The 16,749-nt window shown below is 34.7% G+C and carries 13 protein-coding genes; 1 reads left to right on the plus strand and 12 read right to left on the minus strand.

Translation table 11 applies throughout. From position 1 onward, the window contains the following. Positions 1-367: 367 nt before the first annotated feature. Complete coding sequence (locus tag V7183_RS20855; protein WP_335360693.1) at positions 368-1,291, minus strand: CobW family GTP-binding protein; 924 nt, start codon at positions 1,289-1,291, stop codon at positions 368-370. 441 nt (positions 1,292-1,732) lie between these two features. Here V7183_RS20855 and V7183_RS20860 point away from each other — a divergent pair, with 441 nt between their 5' ends. Next, complete coding sequence (locus V7183_RS20860) at positions 1,733-2,677, plus strand: L-lactate dehydrogenase (protein ID WP_335360694.1); 945 nt, start codon at positions 1,733-1,735, stop codon at positions 2,675-2,677. A gap of 75 nt (positions 2,678-2,752) precedes the next feature. On the opposite strand, the gene V7183_RS20865 is transcribed toward V7183_RS20860, so the two are convergent. The 11 genes from V7183_RS20865 to topB all read right to left on the minus strand — a co-directional run bounded on the left by V7183_RS20865 (position 2,753) and on the right by topB (position 16,588). Beyond that, positions 2,753-3,787, minus strand: a complete 1,035-nt coding sequence (locus tag V7183_RS20865; RefSeq protein WP_097899079.1) for an AI-2E family transporter — start codon at positions 3,785-3,787, stop codon at positions 2,753-2,755. A gap of 364 nt (positions 3,788-4,151) precedes the next feature. Continuing rightward, the gene (locus tag V7183_RS20870; protein WP_003196938.1) at positions 4,152-4,280 is read right to left on the minus strand and encodes a hypothetical protein; all 129 of its coding nucleotides are present in this window, start codon (positions 4,278-4,280) and stop codon (positions 4,152-4,154) included. 324 nt (positions 4,281-4,604) lie between these two features. Continuing rightward, positions 4,605-5,063 (minus strand): small multi-drug export protein, encoded by a 459-nt coding sequence (locus tag V7183_RS20875; RefSeq protein ID WP_097899080.1) that lies wholly within the window; start codon positions 5,061-5,063, stop codon positions 4,605-4,607. 162 nt (positions 5,064-5,225) lie between these two features. Then, entirely contained in the window at positions 5,226-5,876 is a 651-nt protein-coding gene (locus tag V7183_RS20880; RefSeq protein ID WP_097899081.1) for a DsbA family oxidoreductase, read from the minus strand. A gap of 390 nt (positions 5,877-6,266) precedes the next feature. Then, positions 6,267-6,644, minus strand: a complete 378-nt coding sequence (locus V7183_RS20885; protein WP_335360695.1) for an enoyl-CoA hydratase — start codon at positions 6,642-6,644, stop codon at positions 6,267-6,269. Positions 6,645-6,882: 238 nt separating this feature from the next. Next, a complete protein-coding gene (gene brnQ, locus V7183_RS20890; RefSeq protein ID WP_335360696.1) occupies positions 6,883-8,235 on the minus strand; it encodes a branched-chain amino acid transport system II carrier protein in 1,353 nt (450 codons plus the stop codon). A 370-nt stretch (positions 8,236-8,605) separates the two neighbouring features. Continuing rightward, on the minus strand, positions 8,606-9,979 hold the full coding sequence (locus tag V7183_RS20895) for an APC family permease (RefSeq protein ID WP_097899084.1): 1,374 nt from the start codon (positions 9,977-9,979) through the stop codon (positions 8,606-8,608). A gap of 191 nt (positions 9,980-10,170) precedes the next feature. Next, positions 10,171-11,595: a class-III pyridoxal-phosphate-dependent aminotransferase gene (locus V7183_RS20900; protein ID WP_335360697.1), complete on the minus strand. Its 1,425-nt coding sequence runs from the start codon at positions 11,593-11,595 to the stop codon at positions 10,171-10,173. An 88-nt stretch (positions 11,596-11,683) separates the two neighbouring features. Then, positions 11,684-13,156 (minus strand): aldehyde dehydrogenase family protein, encoded by a 1,473-nt coding sequence (locus V7183_RS20905; RefSeq protein WP_335360698.1) that lies wholly within the window; start codon positions 13,154-13,156, stop codon positions 11,684-11,686. A 257-nt stretch (positions 13,157-13,413) separates the two neighbouring features. Beyond that, positions 13,414-14,244: a helix-turn-helix domain-containing protein gene (locus V7183_RS20910; protein ID WP_335360699.1), complete on the minus strand. Its 831-nt coding sequence runs from the start codon at positions 14,242-14,244 to the stop codon at positions 13,414-13,416. A gap of 199 nt (positions 14,245-14,443) precedes the next feature. After that, on the minus strand, positions 14,444-16,588 hold the full coding sequence (topB, locus tag V7183_RS20915) for a DNA topoisomerase III (protein ID WP_335360700.1): 2,145 nt from the start codon (positions 16,586-16,588) through the stop codon (positions 14,444-14,446). Positions 16,589-16,749: the final 161 nt, after the last annotated feature.

The raw sequence follows: 16,749 nt of genomic DNA on the forward strand, positions 1-16,749 counted from the left end.
AAGACTGAGGCTAGACAACCAGGGCTTTTTACAAGCCCCCACTTCAAAACGTGTTAGCGTTTAAGTGGTGGGTAGTTGACACCTTGCTGTCAATAGAAATTTCTCGAAGTACCTCTACATTCGCCAGACATTTCCAAATCCCTTCCAATATTTTCATAAATATTCATACAATTATACAAAAAAATTTATTAATCCCCCCTACTAAAAAAACTAACTCCCAAAAGGAGTTAGTCTTTTCAACCAAACGTACTTTACACTATTTAGAGTTTTACATAAAGAGTCTGCTATTGCCCGATAAACAGCATACATTTCGTAGTACTTACGCATCTATACTTTTATAAAAAAATTCCCAGAAAATTCTTTATACTCAAACAGATGAATTTTCCAACTTTTCTAGCCCTTCCTTTAATTTCTTCTTATCTAAATCTTCACCAATCATCACAAGATTTGTAGGAAATCCAAAGTCCTGTTCCAATAAAATTGGTACACCAAATGAGTATTGTAATAAATGCGGATATTTATCCCCATTAAATTTTACAAACCCTTTTACACGATAAATCTCCTGTGGTAAATTTGAAAGCCATTCATATAATTGATCTTGATCAATTGATTTTGTAAATTGATATGTCATCGTTTTTATATGTAAATGCTGTTTCACATGTAATGTTTCATGTTCTTCCTTACCTTCTAATTTCACTTCTTCTATATCTTCTAAAGATATATTACAATACTGTGTTTCATACAATTTCGCCTGCTTATTTATCGCTGCTACTTCTTCTAAAATGTTTTTCTTCTCTTCCGCTGTTAATAAGTCCGATTTATTAATGAGAATATGACTTCCGTATTTGATTTGCTCATTTAGGAGTTGCTGAATAATTTTACTTAATACGTCACGATTTAACCATCTCATTGCATCTAATACAACAATAATTGACTTCACTTCAATATACGGCGCTAAAATAGGTGATAGGCATGCATCTAATACTTCGATTGGATGAGCAACTCCAGTTGTTTCTATATAAATTACATCTGGTCTTTCTTGTTGGTATAAAGAGTGTAACTGAATCTCAAGTTCATCTTTTAACGTACAACAAATACAACCTTTTAAAAGTTCTCTTAAAATGTTTTCTTTCCCTATAATATCTGTATCTACCGAGTATTCTCCTATTTCATTCATTAAAACAGCAACTTTTCGACTTTTCTTCTTTTCCGCTAATAATAAATTTTGTAACAGTGTTGATTTTCCGCTTCCTAAAAAACCACCTAATATATGAATTTCTACTTTACTCATATGACTGACCATCCATTTCTGTGCTTTTCATATAATTTAAAGCGTAATTATTACGATTTATATTTATTATTTTATTAAAATCAATGCCATTTGTAAACAAAACTCTCTAACTCTGTTGTAACTATTACAATATGTCTGCTGATTCAATTACTCCTTGTATCCATCTATGCGTTAGCATTGTGTGTTCCTCCCGCAAAATGTATTCTTCCCGATTTCTTGTCCTAGTTCAAAAGCTGTAGCTCCTCCGCAAGGGTATGGATTTTGACTTCAGCTAAAAGATGCCTATGTTTCGTTCCTTCCGGTTCACAACTATATAAGCGGATATATTTTGAAATACTTGAATATCTTTTATGAAATGCAATAAACTAGGTTAGAGTCTATAGAAGTAAGACCTATTTTTTCTTACATATAAAAATTACTGAAATAGCGAGGTAATGTCATATGAAAAAAGGTATTAACCGTGTCGTATTAGTAGGAACTGGAGCAGTAGGCTGTAGCTACGCTTACTGTATGATTAACCAAGGTGTTGCTGAAGAATTTGTATTAGTTGATGTAAACGAGGCAAAAGCAGAAGGAGAAACAATGGACTTAAGCCATGCGGTTCCCTTTGCTCCAGCGCCAACAAGAGTTTGGAAAGGCAGCTATGAGGATTGTAAAGAAGCAGATCTTGTAGTCATCACTGCTGGATTACCACAAAAACCAGGTGAAACACGTTTAGACTTAGTTGAGAAAAACGCTAAAATCTTTAAACAAATCGTTCGCAGTATTATGGATAGCGGATTTGATGGTATCTTCTTGATTGCTACAAATCCTGTAGATATTTTAACTTATGTAACTTGGAAAGAATCTGGCTTACCAAAAGAACGCGTAATTGGTTCTGGTACAACTTTAGATTCTGCTCGTTTCCGATATATGCTAGGAGAATATTTCAATATTGATTCTCACAATATTCATGCTTACATCATCGGCGAGCATGGTGATACAGAGCTTCCTGTTTGGAGTCACGTATCAATTGGAATTCAAAAACTACAAACAATTCTTGAAAAAGATAATGAGCATAATCAAAAAAAATTAGATGAAATCTTTGTAAACGTTCGTGATGCTGCTTATCACATTATTGAACGAAAAGGTGCAACATACTACGGCATTGGTATGTCCCTTTTACGTGTGACAAAAGCAATCTTAAATGACGAAAACAGCGTATTAACTGTATCCGCATATCTTGAAGGTCAATATGGACAACAAGATGTTTATATTGGCGTTCCCGCAGTCCTGAATCGTCAAGGCGTTCGTGAAATTGTAGAAATTGAATTAAGTGCAGAAGAAGAATTAAAATTTGATCATTCTGTTCAAGTACTGAAAAAAACAATGGCTCCCGTACTATAAGATACATGCTGATCATCGCTCCACAAAAAAAGCAATCCAAAATAATTGGATTGCTTTTTGCATAATTCAAAAACCTCATTCAGTATTTACCGTGGTTTTCTCTCCATCGTGTACCTCAAGCACATCAAGTAAAAAGATAAAGATTGGAATCCCAATAATAAGGCCCCATATTCCTAAGAAGTGCTCCGAAAAGATAAGAACCATAAATGTATAAAAGAGTGGTAAGTTTGTTTTTGCAGACATAAATTTTGGATTTAAAAAATAACTTTCAATTGCATGAATCACTGCAATAAAAATTAATATATATACGACATATGCAATCCCACCAATGTTATACGCTATGATACAAAGTGGAATTAGTGAAATAATAACACCTGCAACCGGAATTAAACCAAGTAAGAATATCATAACTGCTAATACAAGTAGCTGCGGGAATCCTAAAAATACAAGTGCAATGACAGAGAGAATACAGTTTACAACTGCAATTAAAAATTGTGCCTCAATGACTTTGCCAAATGAACGGGCAAATTTCTGGCCAAAGTATGCAATTTCCTCATAAAAAATACGAAGTTTACTCTCCTTAAATTTAGAAGTAAAAGCGATAATGCGATCTTCTTCTAATAAGAAAAATAAGCTTAAAATAAGAGAAAGGAAAATTTGCAAACCTACCTTTCCAATATTCGCTAATGATTGATAAATCACATCTACCCCTTGTTCAATATACTTTGATACTTCCATCTGATTAATTGCAAAAAGCATATATCGTATCATTTCATTATCAGGCGGATGTTTAAAAAATAATTTAAACTGGTAAATCAATTGTGAGATTTGTATCGTTAATACAGGTAAATATTTATATAACGTAGTGACAATAAACGCCACTAAAACTATGTATAAGAAGGCGATAATCGCTTTCCTGTTTATCCGCACAAATCGATTAAGCCTTTCAGAAATAAATCTTTGAAAACGATCCATTAAGAACGTAAGAATAAAAGTAATCAATATTAAATTGATCATACTTTTTAGCCCGTATAATATAAGGGCTAAAATTACTAGTACAAGGAGCCGCTGAAACCCCCTACTTTGAAAGAAATTTTTCACTTGGATCATTAATGTTTAATCCCCCCTTTACTAGATGGAAATTCAATATCTTCAAGAAATGCTGTCCGTTTATTAATTACTATGTTAGGACATTTTATGAACTCCTAAAGACAATCTTTCTCACTAATTTGAAAGAGTCCTCTTTTTTCTTTTTAATTATCTTATTTTTTATTCCATTTCAAAGAGTAAAACTATATTAGTATGTACATCATGCCACGCAATCTTAGTCTCGCTTTTAAATTACTACTGCTATATAGTAGAACAAATAATCCTCCACCTCCCTTCTTTACTTTCACTGAACTTTGAGGTGAGGGGTATTACTGCTCGTAAATAGCGGGATAAACGTATTGTTCATGACTACTATTTTGTTTCCTTATTTCCGCTTCATCCGCTTCGCTAATAACTCCTTTACTTGATTATATGTTAACCCAGAATTTTTATTTAAACGTTTCACTTCATCAATGTCGGTACCTACAACTGTATATTTCTTCTCTTTATTCATAGTTACACATCCTTTTATAAACTCTCATTGAATCGAGCACATATTATTTGTTATATTTCTTCCCTAAACGAAGATTTCATACTCTTACCATTACTTATTATCATACTTAAATGTAGTGTCAGCCGAAAATGCTTTGATCCCTTGAATGTTTCAATTCGATTTTTCATGAGTTACCTCTCCTCTCAACTGAAATTACCACTTTATGCTATCACAGAAAATGAACGAAATATATTTTTTTCACTAGTTTATTTTCCAAAATGTATCTTGATTTTATGGTACAGTCATTTCTTAAAGCACTACACTATATTTAAAATTCATATTATCCTAAATGATATTTAAAAAGCTAAACCCATACATCGAAGCAACTACAAAAATGACTGTCCATACTGCTAGACTTACCGTCATCCAACTTATGACGTGTGTCCGGGAAGACCCAAATGTTAAAGCCAGTACCGCCGCAATATCAGTTCCTACAAGAATTGGAGCTAGCAGCGCTAAACCCGGAATACCATATCGTTCCCATATTCGTCTTGATCTGGTTTCCTTTTTAGAAGGTGTTGTTATACCTTTTTTTAATTTTCTTGTCGTTCGCCATTTTGCAAACTGCTTAAAGAAGAAGCCCAGTAATAGAACCAAGATAAGATTCCCTGTAAATGCCGTTAGTCCTACTGCAAATGGTTGTAATCCCCATACGATACCGAGTGGTACAACGATTGATACATCCATCCATGGAGCAAAAGCCAATAAAAATAAAACATAAATAACACCATCTATAACTAAAATGGCGTTGTTTAGTTTGTATGGCTTTTAAAATTTCTCAATTAACTCTTATTTACATGAAAAAAGAAGCTATTTGCCAAAATAGCTTCTTTTTCTACTATCAAGTGTATAGGTTTTATAATTTCCTTAAACAAATACGTTTGATTTTTCAATTAAAGATATAGATTAGCAATATCCATCCGTCGTACATTGCATGCCATCAAATGAATTTGTTTTTTCCTTTTGTATTTCTTTATCAATTACTTTTTCTAACATTTCCTTACTAGCAAGCCCTTGAATGACTTCTTCTCCAATCATTACAGTTGGAACAGCCATAATATTTGCTTCATCGTATGCATGTTGGATTGCTTGCTGATGTTTCTCCTTATATTTACGAGTTACTAAAGCTTCTTTAAATTCAATTTCAGGAAGCCCTACTTCACCTGCTAATTTTGTTAGTACATCTATCTCTTCAATATTTTGTTCTTCCTGGAAAAACGCAGTAAATACGCGATGATGAAAAGCGTTTTCCAAGCCATGTTCCTTCGCAAATTGATATCCCTCAAACGCAAAATGTGTATATGGATGAGGAGAAACACGTGGTAAACGCATCTCAACTCCTAACTTTTTCGCAGTAGGAAGAATAAAAGAATCCCAAGAACTTAATTTATCTGGCTCTTGCCACGGATCGATTTTTGAATATGGACTTGGACGCAATTCAAATGGCATCCATTCAATTTCTACATCTTTCTCTTTAGCCACTTCATCTAGTGGGCCTTTCGCTAAGAAACAAAACGGACATATAAAGTCAGAATATACTTTCATTTTTACAGTCATGTTATTACACCTTACCTTCTTTTATCGTTCTAAGTCGTAATAAAATAAGTTACAACTTAGAGAAAAATATGCATTCTCTTTATGATCATCATCAAGATGTAATTATTATAGTTACAACGAAACTATAAGTCAACTCTTTCTATATAATTTTTTGTATCATTACAGCAACAAACTTATGCAACTCATCGTGTTGGTTTAGAATAAAGTTTGATTACAAAATAGTGAAAAATACTGATTTCATCCAAAAAGGATAGCCTATATTTTGAATAAAGTTTAATCAAAATATGGGCTATACATAATATTCATATAGCGACTTTTATAAAAAGTTTGATTGTTTTAATGATCTTTATTCACCTAAAGCCCCTATTAGTTGAATAAAGGATAAAGAGTTTAAAGTATTACACCTGAAAAATTCCCTTTTAATACCTCTTTTTCATTCTTATTTTTACATAAAAAGGATGCCATAATGGCTGTTCTGTTATTTTTTTGCCTTTCGTATTTTTCAATTTTAACTTTACAAATTATTGTATCTTCCGTAAACACAGGTCTTAAAAACTCAAAATTCATGGTACGAGCTAATACGTTATTATCTCCACCTACTTTTGTTGGTAAAGTTGACGTTAATAATCCTTGAACTACAAGTCTGCCCTGTTCATCTGGGGTTCTATGGTGAATCCCTTCATCACCCGAAATCTCTGTAAATAATTCAACATCGCTTACTGAAAAAGTCCGTTCAAACGTAATTATATCTCCTACTTTTAATGGCATATAAATCTCCTCCTGAAGGTTTTTTATTGTACGGTTAATTATAATCTGAACATTAAAACTTTTTCAAATAACATTCAACTATCCTGCTTCTTTAGTTGAATTAGAGTTTAAATAAGCACTAGATATAACTTATATCGAATAAGTCAAAACCAATCAATTAATGGCTTATTTGGATAAGAACTTAAACAATAACAAAAAAGTTATAGAAACGAATTCTATAACTTTTTTGCACATATAACTACTTATTTAATCTTGCTGCGCTAGAATGAATTTCATTTTTCATTCGGAAATAACTAATCCCGTATCCAATAAATCCGCCAATAATAGCCGGGAAGATCCACCCAAGTCCTACTTCATGCATCGGAAGGATTCGAGTGAACAACTGATTAACTGCTTGAATAGTCACTCCCGCTGCACCAAGTCCATCAAATAAACTTATAATAAACGTTACCAGTAAACTTACTTGATAAACTTCCGTTCTCCCTTTAAATAATGGATGTAAAAATGTTAAGAAGATCAATACAATCGCTAATGGATATATTGCTGTTAATACTGGAACAGAAATAGCAATTAATTGTGTTAATCCTACATTAGCAACAATTGCACTAAAAACAGATAACATAATAGCGATCTTTTTATAAGATACCTTTGGAAATAGTTTATGGAAAAATGAAGAACATGCTGAGACAAGCCCTACACTAGTCGTTAAACAAGCTACTGTAATCATTAATCCTAATAGTATCCCACCATATGAACCAAAGTAGTAATTGGAAACTTTCGCTAAAACTTCTCCGCCATTCTCTAAGTGTCCAAGTTTTGCTACGCTCGAAGCTCCCATATAAGAAAGTGCTGAATAAATAATCGCTAATACTGTTGCTGCAATAATTGTTGCTTTTGCACAAACAACCATAATCTGTTTTTTCGTTTTCGCACCTTTCTCTTTAATTGCATTAATGATGATAATACCAAATACGAAAGATGCAAGCGTGTCCATTGTTAAGTATCCTTCTTGAAAGCCCTTAAAGAACGCGTTAGATGTATACGCTTCAACAGGTGCTTGCATATCCCCTATTGGATGAATGAAAGCAACGAGTACTAGAATTCCAATGAAAGTTAATTTAATTGGCGTCAATATTTTTCCAACAATATCGACAATTTTCGCAGGATTGAGCGAAAAAAAACACGTAATGCTAAAGAATATAATTGTAAAAATGATTAAAGGCATAGAACCCGGATTTTCTGATAGAAAAGGTTTAACTCCTATCTCAAAAGAAACATTACCCGTTCGCGGTATTGCAAATAACGGACCAATTGCTAAATACAGAACCGTTGTAAACACAAGCCCAAAAATAGGATGCACACGACTTGCCAGTGATTGCAAATCTTCTTTACCTGAAATTCCAAATGCTAATACGCCAAGTAATGGCAAACCAACTCCAGTTACTAAAAACCCTGCATTCGCTGACCAAACATTCGTTCCCGCTGATTGGCCAAGCATTGCTGGAAAAATTAAATTTCCTGCCCCAAAAAAGAGAGCAAATAACATTAATCCGATAACTACTATAAACGAAAAAGGTACTCTATTCGTCACGATATAACCCCCACTACAAAATAAATTATCTCATTTCCAATTTTAACTAATCAAATATTCTGAATATTTAGTTTAATAATTAGATATTTCTTTTGTTTATTATAATTCGAAGGATAATATTTTGCAATATTATTTTTAAATTTTCTAAACAATTATTTACTATACAAATTTCAAAATTTGTGCGCCCTTTTCTACTCCCTATGTAAAAAACACCCTATAGATAGACTTTTTAGTGTCTACTCTAGAGAGTGTTTTTGTGTAACACCTTTTCATTTTGAATAAAAATTTAGCTAACTTATTTAAGTTGGACTCTAGCAGCATATAGATAACTGTCAAGTAACCTTCTTCATAAGGTCTGCTTATGATACATTCATATGCTTCTATCTGTTTCCTTTGTAAGCCTTACTTTAAAATCTTTAGAGATAACAGACCGAACAATCAAATATACAATACCAAAACCAAGCCAGAAAAAGCCTACCACTTTACTTGTTATTGAAAGTCCAAATAATATATATCCACACACAACGATACCGATGATTGGGACAATGACATATTTAAAAATATTTTTTTGTTTATTTTTTATAAAATAATGGTTTATCACACACAAATTAACAACAGCAAATCCAAACAAACCTCCGAATGCTACAAGATCTGATACCATTTGTAAATTTAATAAAAGTGCACCGCTTATTCCTAAAACTGACATTAATAAAATATTATAAACTGGAGTCTTAAACTTCGGATGGATATAGCCAAAAAACGAGTTAGGTATTACATTATCTCGGCCCATTCCTAAAAGTAATCTACTGGATGCGGATTGGCTAGCTAAGGCACTTGCTACCCCCGAGGCAATAATCATAAGTGTGATGAAAGTTTGAAGAAAAGTACCAACTAATACGTGGAGGATATGAAAAAATGCAGTATCTGGGTTATCAATAGATGTATATTTTCCTAACACGATTACACTTAAATACGTCACAGAAATATAAAATATAGTTTGAATAACACACGTTAGCATAATCGCTGTTCCTATCTTTTTCCCACTTACATTTGTTTCTTCTGCAAGCGTTGTGATGGCGTCAAAGCCTAAATAAGCAACAATTACAATCGCGGCTCCACTAATCACTGCTCCTACCGAAAACGTTTCGGAATTATATACAGCATTCAAGTTAATTATATTCAGATCACCCGTTATAATATAATGGGTAGCTGTGATGATAAATGCAAAAACCGCTATGATCATACCTGTAACTAATATGAAATTTACCTTTGCTGCCACTTCAATGCCTATCAAGTTCACAAATGTAATCGGTATTGCGAAGATAAGAACCCATGCCCAAATTGGAATACTTGGCACAAGAGCATTCGCAAAGTTAGCGCTAATTAAGTAAGTTAGCATAGGGATTAACAGATAATCTAATAACATTCCCCATCCCGCTACAAAACCAATTCTTGGATGAAGGGCACGCTGCGCGTATGTATAGGTTGATCCCGCAACAGGAAAGGCCTCAACCATTTTCCCAAAACTATACGCAGTAAACAGCATTGCAATAAATCCAAGTAAATACGAAAGTACAGAATGTCCTTTAGAAACTAGCGTAATAATCCCAAAAAGGGACATCGCTGCCACTGGGGCCATAAATCCAAGTCCAAAGATAACTAAATCCCTCATTTTTAACGTCCGTTTCAATCCCGATGCATGTGGTACACTCAAACTATTTTCTAATGATTTTTGTATCTCCACGCTTTACACCTCCGCAGGAATCAACACGACGTTAGCCAGCATGTAACCTCGTATAATAAATTCCCCTCTCCTAATAAAGTGAAACTTCTATCTAATGTGGCCGCATCTCCCATCTATTTTCTTCGCTTTTGCTGAAGTTTGAGATGGGAAGACTGCCGCCCACTGTTTATTCTCTTTCACTAGTCACATGTTCAATTAACCTGTAATACTTGACTTTCTAAATGCGTAAGTGCGTAATCAAGCGCATCGATTGCTTTATCAATATCCTCATTACTTATATTTAGTGATGTTCCAAAGCGAAGTGTATTTGGCATTACCCCACCAATTAACACTCCCTTTTCAATCGCCTTCGATCTGATAATATTAGAGGGAAAAGTACTTGGATCTGCTTCATGAGTAAAGTTTCTATCTATTTCAACAAATGGTGTCATCTTCTCATCCTTGACAAGTTCTACAAGCCAAAGGACTCCGTACCCAGCTATTTGTCCAATAGATCGATGTTTTTCTTTTAACTCTAGTAGTCTTTGTTTAATATAACGCCCTGCCGCTGCTGCTTTTTCTACTAAATTTTCTTCAATTATATATTCTAAATTCGCACATACAGCAGCCATAGCAATTGGATGCCCTGAATACGTAGAAACTGTCTCCCATCGGTACTGGTCCATAAACTCTGCAATTTCTTTACTCACAACTACAGCACCCGCCGGAATAGCCGAACTCGAAATCCCTTTAGCGAGTGATATAATATCAGGCTCCACCCCATAATGTTGGTATGCAAACCATTCGCCGGTTCTACCAAACCCTGTTAGCACTTCATCTGCAATCCATAAAATATCAAGTTCTTTTGTCATTTGACGAATTTGTGGAATATATTCATCTGGCGGCTGAACAGAGCCTGCTCCTTGTGTAACTTCGGTAATAATTGCCGCAACTTGTTCAGGTCCTTGATTCTCAATCATACGCCTTGTATATTTTACACAAGCCAACTCGCCGTTCTCATCTTGACAAGAACCATACTTATGTCCAAGTGAGCACCTCATGCAATTTGGTGCAGGCGCTACAGCAACTAACCCGCTATCTTGAGCTGGTACATGCTGTGGACGCGAATTTGGATTGGATTCTGTGACACCGCTTTTGCTCCCTTTTAATCTTGTCACTGAAGAAGAACCTTTTGTCCAGCCGTGATAAGCATACTCTCGCGTTATAACCAGTGATCGATTTTTATATAGTCTAGCAATCATAAGTGCTGTCTCCACCGCTTCGCTCCCAGTAGAAACAAAGCGGACTTTCCCAGGCCAACTTTCATTTCCAAGTACATCTTCAATAATCATTTTAGCCGCTTTTGCTTTATAATCTGTCGTATAAGCATCTTGTAAAAAACCATATCGATCTAATGCATCTTTAATTGCATTATTTATTTTTTCATTTCTTTGACCAGCATTTACACAATATAATTGATTAAAACAATCTAATAAGCGTGTACCATCCGGTAAAATGAGGTAATCTCCTTCTGTAGTCGCAATTGGAATTGGCTCATATTCTTCCTGTGTAGAAAATGTTCTCATAATATATTTTTTATCCCATTCAACTACTTGTTGCCAATCAATTTTACTCATATCATTTTCCCCCTCTTTTTGTTGATCAAATGATACATATATAATTTTGCCCCGCTATAGCAAATATATATTTTTTTGATATCCCTCTTTATCCCCCATACCAATTTAAAGCTCTTTCATTCAAATCGACCCAAACGTGTTTTGTTTGCGTATACATATCCATTGCTTGTACACCTAATTCTCGGCCAAATCCACTTTGCTTCGTGCCTCCAAATGGTGCTGCACTATCTAAAAAGCTATACGTATTTACCCACACTGTTCCTGCCTTTATTCCGCGCGCCATGCGATGAGCACGTTTTAAATCATTTGTCCATACACCAGAAGCAAGACCATATACCGTATCATTTGCCTTAGCAAGCGCATCCGCTTCATCTTTAAACCGAATAACTGATACAAATGGACCGAAAATTTCCTCACGAGCGATGGTCATTTCGTTTCTAACATTCTCAAAAATGGTTGGGGTAAAATAATATCCATCACCAGCTTCTGTATATCGCTTACCACCTGTTACTAGATTCGCCCCTTCATCAAGTCCAGCTGCTACGTATTGTTCAATCTGCTGCAGCTGCTTTTCTGAAACTTGTGGTCCCATTTGTGTAGTTCCTTCAAGAGGATTACCGACACGAATGGACTGTGCTTTTTTTACAAACAGGTCCATAAATTTATCGTAAATTGATTCTTGGACAAATAACCTTGAACCTGCCGCACATACTTGTCCTTGTGCAAAATAAATACCAAATGCAGACATGTTCACTGCATCTTCCAAGTTCGCATCCTCAAAAACAATATTCGGTGATTTCCCGCCAAGCTCTAATGATAGCGGTTTCAAATTTTTGCTAGCTGTTTGCATAATGAGTTGTCCTGTACGTGTAGAACCTGTAAATGCGATTTTATCAATCCCTGGATGAGCTACTAAAGCATCACCAGCCACACTTCCAAAACCAGGTATAACATTTAATACACCATCTGGAATACCGACTTCTTGAAAGATTTTAGCTAGTTCCAAAATACTAACTGGCGTTTGTTCCGCTGGTTTAATAACGATTGTATTTCCCGCTGCTAAAGCCGGTGCCAACTTCCACATCGCAAGCATAAGCGGAAAATTCCATGGTACGATAGCTCCAATAACTCCTAGTGGCTCTTTTAAAGTGTAATTCAAGCGATTTTTTGGTGAAGTTAACGTTTCTCCCTGTACTTTATTCGCTAAGCCGGCATAAAACTCTAATACATCAATCGTTGCTGGCATAGCAATAAATTTCGTTTCATTAATAGGCAAACCATTATCCATTGATTCTACTTCAGCAAGAAAGTCTAACTTATCTCTCATTTTTAGCGCCGCTCGATATAAAAGCCGGCCTCGATCACTAGGATCCATATCGGACCAAGCCCCTGATTCAAAGGCATTTCGAGCGGCCTTGACTGCTAAATCAACATCTTCCTTACCAGCTTCTGATACAACCGCATTCACTTTACCTGTACCAGGATTAATCGATTCAAATGTTTTACCAGACACTGCATCTACCCATTTTCCGCCTATAAATAACTGATATGCTTTCACCATGTAATCCCTCCCTGATATATACCTTTAAAAACACATACCCTATGTTTCAATTGATATATTTATGCTTGATTACAGTCTGCGTACACATAATTATGAACGCCTCATCTCCAAAAACTCATCTCCTTTCCTCATAGCATGACAGTTCTATAACTGACTGGTGATGACTTTTATCTAAAACTAAGAAAATAATATCGAATTGCGCTTTATATTTATTGTAAAAAACGGAACATTCTGATAATTTTCCACTTAATTAACTCTTAATCAGAATATAACTTCCCAGAAAACTTCTCTACAAATTCATTTGGTGTTAAGGAGCCAAAATTTTTAAATTCATTTATTAAATGTGCTTGATCATAATAGCCGTTTTCATTAATAACATCCCATACAGTAAAATTTTTCATTTTGATTAGCATATTTAAAGAAGATTGATATCTAACGATTTTACTAAATAGTTTTGGTGAGATCCCGATATATTCTTCAAATTGCTTGCGTATATATCTTGTCGAATACCCAATATCTTTCGCCAACTGATTCATATTTACATTCCCTTTTGAAGCATAAATCTTGTTTAACGCTTGTCCTATAGCGTTCTCCGAAACACCAGATGTAAAAATTACATGGCCAATTAATTCTTTAAATAAACGTATCCTTTCTTGAAATCCCTTTGCATATATTAATTTTTCTACAGCCGTACCATGAATGGAAAACATATCAATTAACGGTACTTCTTTATCTACTATCTCTTTTATTGTATAGTTTGACTGAATCATTTCTTGATTAGGAAGAAATCTTACACCAAAATATTCACTATCCGCATGCAAACAAATTGTCCTACTACGAATTACACTCCCACACATATTGGCAAAAAACTTCTGTTCATTACAACAAAACAATATATCCATACATCCATCGGGAATAACTGAAACGGAATGAAGCAAATCTTTTTTTAAGCGAAATTGATAAAATAGTAGTACCGTTTGATTGAATATATTTTTTTCTTTATGTTCGACATAATAATCTGTTTGCACTTCAAATTCAGGCTGAAACGGAAAATATTTATAGGCTTTCAAATTCGGAAAATCACGCAATCCTCTTCCCCCCTTGTAAAGATTGTTGTTTTCTTTACGATTAAAGCTTAACGACTCCTTATACAACGCTCTATGTTCTGTTCCCTGCATCTTCTTGTTTCTAAATTTTACTATTCATAACTTTCTAGAATCAATATAAACTTTCCGTCTTACCTTTAAACACCGAAAAAGGTGTTACGACTAAACGTAACACCTTCTCTCATTTTTCAAACACAAAATTAATTTTATTCTCTTTCCACTCTAACTTCGCATCAAATGTTTTATCATTCTTTTTAAAGCCCTTGATTAAATCTGTCTGTTCACCTTTTAATAGCTTGCTCATGTTCTTTTGTGAAATGGTTTTCCCTAGTATTTTTTTTGAAATCGTGAAATCGCATTGCGTGGTATTATAGTTCGAACAGCCATAGAAAGTCGACTTATCAATAACATCCCCATCGCATTTTTTGCACTTCCCTACTTTTTTACCTATTGTGAATTTTGAGCCGTTACGTTCAATCGACTCTACGTGCAATCCGGTAAAATCCCACTTCTCAGACATTTCAATCGCATCTTCAATGATTTTCGCTGATAACTTTTTCGTTTGTTCCATAAAAGTTGCTGGCGAAGCTGTACCTTCTCCAATTTCAGCAAGGCGCTGCTCCCACTTCGCTGTCATTTCAGGTGAAGCCAAAATTTTATCACCGATTGCAGTAATTAGCACTTTCCCTTTATCCGTTGCGTACACTTGGTTCTTCTTCACATCAATGTACTTACGATCTTTCAGCATTGTAATGATACCTGCACGAGTCGCCTCAGTCCCTAAACCTTCTGTCTTCTTTAACACTTTCTCAAGTTCTTCATTATCTAAATACTTCCCAGCGGTCTTCATTAGCGTAATAAGTTGTCCTTCTGTGTAACGCTTTGGCGGCTGTGTTTTTCCTTCTTTCACTTTCACCTTTACAACCTTTCCTTGTTCACCTTCTTCAACAATTGGAAGAATTGTTTCATCTTCTTTATCATCTTGGAAAATAACTTTACGCCAACCTTCTTGAATTTGTTGCTTCCCTTTTGAGACAAATTCAGCACGTTCATCTACAAGCGTCGTTATTGTTGTATAGTCAAAAATAGCAACGTCATAATGCGCTGCAATAAGTCTTCTCACAATCATATCGTAAATTTTCTTTTCATCGCCAGATAATTTACTTGGATTTGTGACTTGCTCTGTCGGAATAATTGCATAGTGATCCGTCACTTTTTTCTCATTTACATACCGCTTATTATTCATAATAGAATCAATTGGTGCTGGTAATAACTCTTTATATTCATCAAATTGGCTTAACTTTTGTAAAATATCAGGAAACGTTGCTGCTTCTCCTTGTGTTACATAATTAGAATCTGAACGAGGATAGGAAACAATTCCTTTTTGATATAAAGCCTGTGTTATATCAAGCGTCTTTTTTGGTGAAAATTTAAATGCTTTGTTTGCCGTTGCTTGTAATGATGACAAGTTAAATAGAAATGGTGGCTGAAACTCTTTTCGCTCCGTTTTCATTTCTTTTACTTCAGCCGGTTTATTTTGGCAAAATGCTGCAATTTTATTTGCCATATTAGGATCTTTTAAGCGGGATTCATTATCTTTCTCCCACTTTCCTTCATATTTCTTTCCTTCTATATTAAAGGTTGCAAACACTTCCCAAAATGGCTCTGATTTAAAGTTTTCTATTTCTTTTTCACGTTTTACAATTAAAGCTAATGTCGGCGTTTGCACACGACCAGCTGAAAACACATCATTCATTCCTTTTTTCTTTAACAAAATACTAAATACACGCGATGCGTTCATACCAACTACCCAATCGGCACAGGATCTTGTATAGGCTTCATAATACGTATTGATTGTATCTGATTCGTCAAGTAAGTTTTTGAAACCTTGGTAAATAGCTTGTTTCGTTAAAGAAGAAATCCAAAGACGTTTCATCGGTTTTTGCACGTTACAAAGATTGATAATATTTCGGACAATTAATTCCCCTTCTCGCCCAGCATCGCCTGCATGAATAATTTCCGTCACTTGTGGATTATGTAACAACTGTTTCACAACATTAAATTGCTTATACTTTGATTTTGTTACTTCAAATTGAAAACGCTCCGGAATCATTGGTAATGTATCGAGTGACCATTTTTTCCATTCAGCGTGATAATGTTCAGGATTACATAACTGCGTCAAATGACCAATTGCCCATGTACAGTAAGCTCCCTTTGGAAATAACTCATTTGCCTCTACCTCTAAATAGCCATCTTTTCGGCGATATTTAAATTGAGAAACAAGGGCCAAACCTTGATCTGGTTTCTCAGCAATAATTAATTTCATTTTATAACTCCCTATCTAAACCGTGTTACTTTCATTTTATCTATTTTTTATAAGTGATGATAAAATATCTATCATTTTTATCCCGCATTAACGGGCAGTAATACTCCCACCTCAACATTCAGCGAAAGCATTGTCCAGCTCTAGCGGCTAGAATCTCCGGT

This window comes from Bacillus sp. JJ1127, from assembly GCF_036965845.1.
Taxonomy (GTDB): Bacteria; Bacillota; Bacilli; order Bacillales; family Bacillaceae_G; genus Bacillus_A.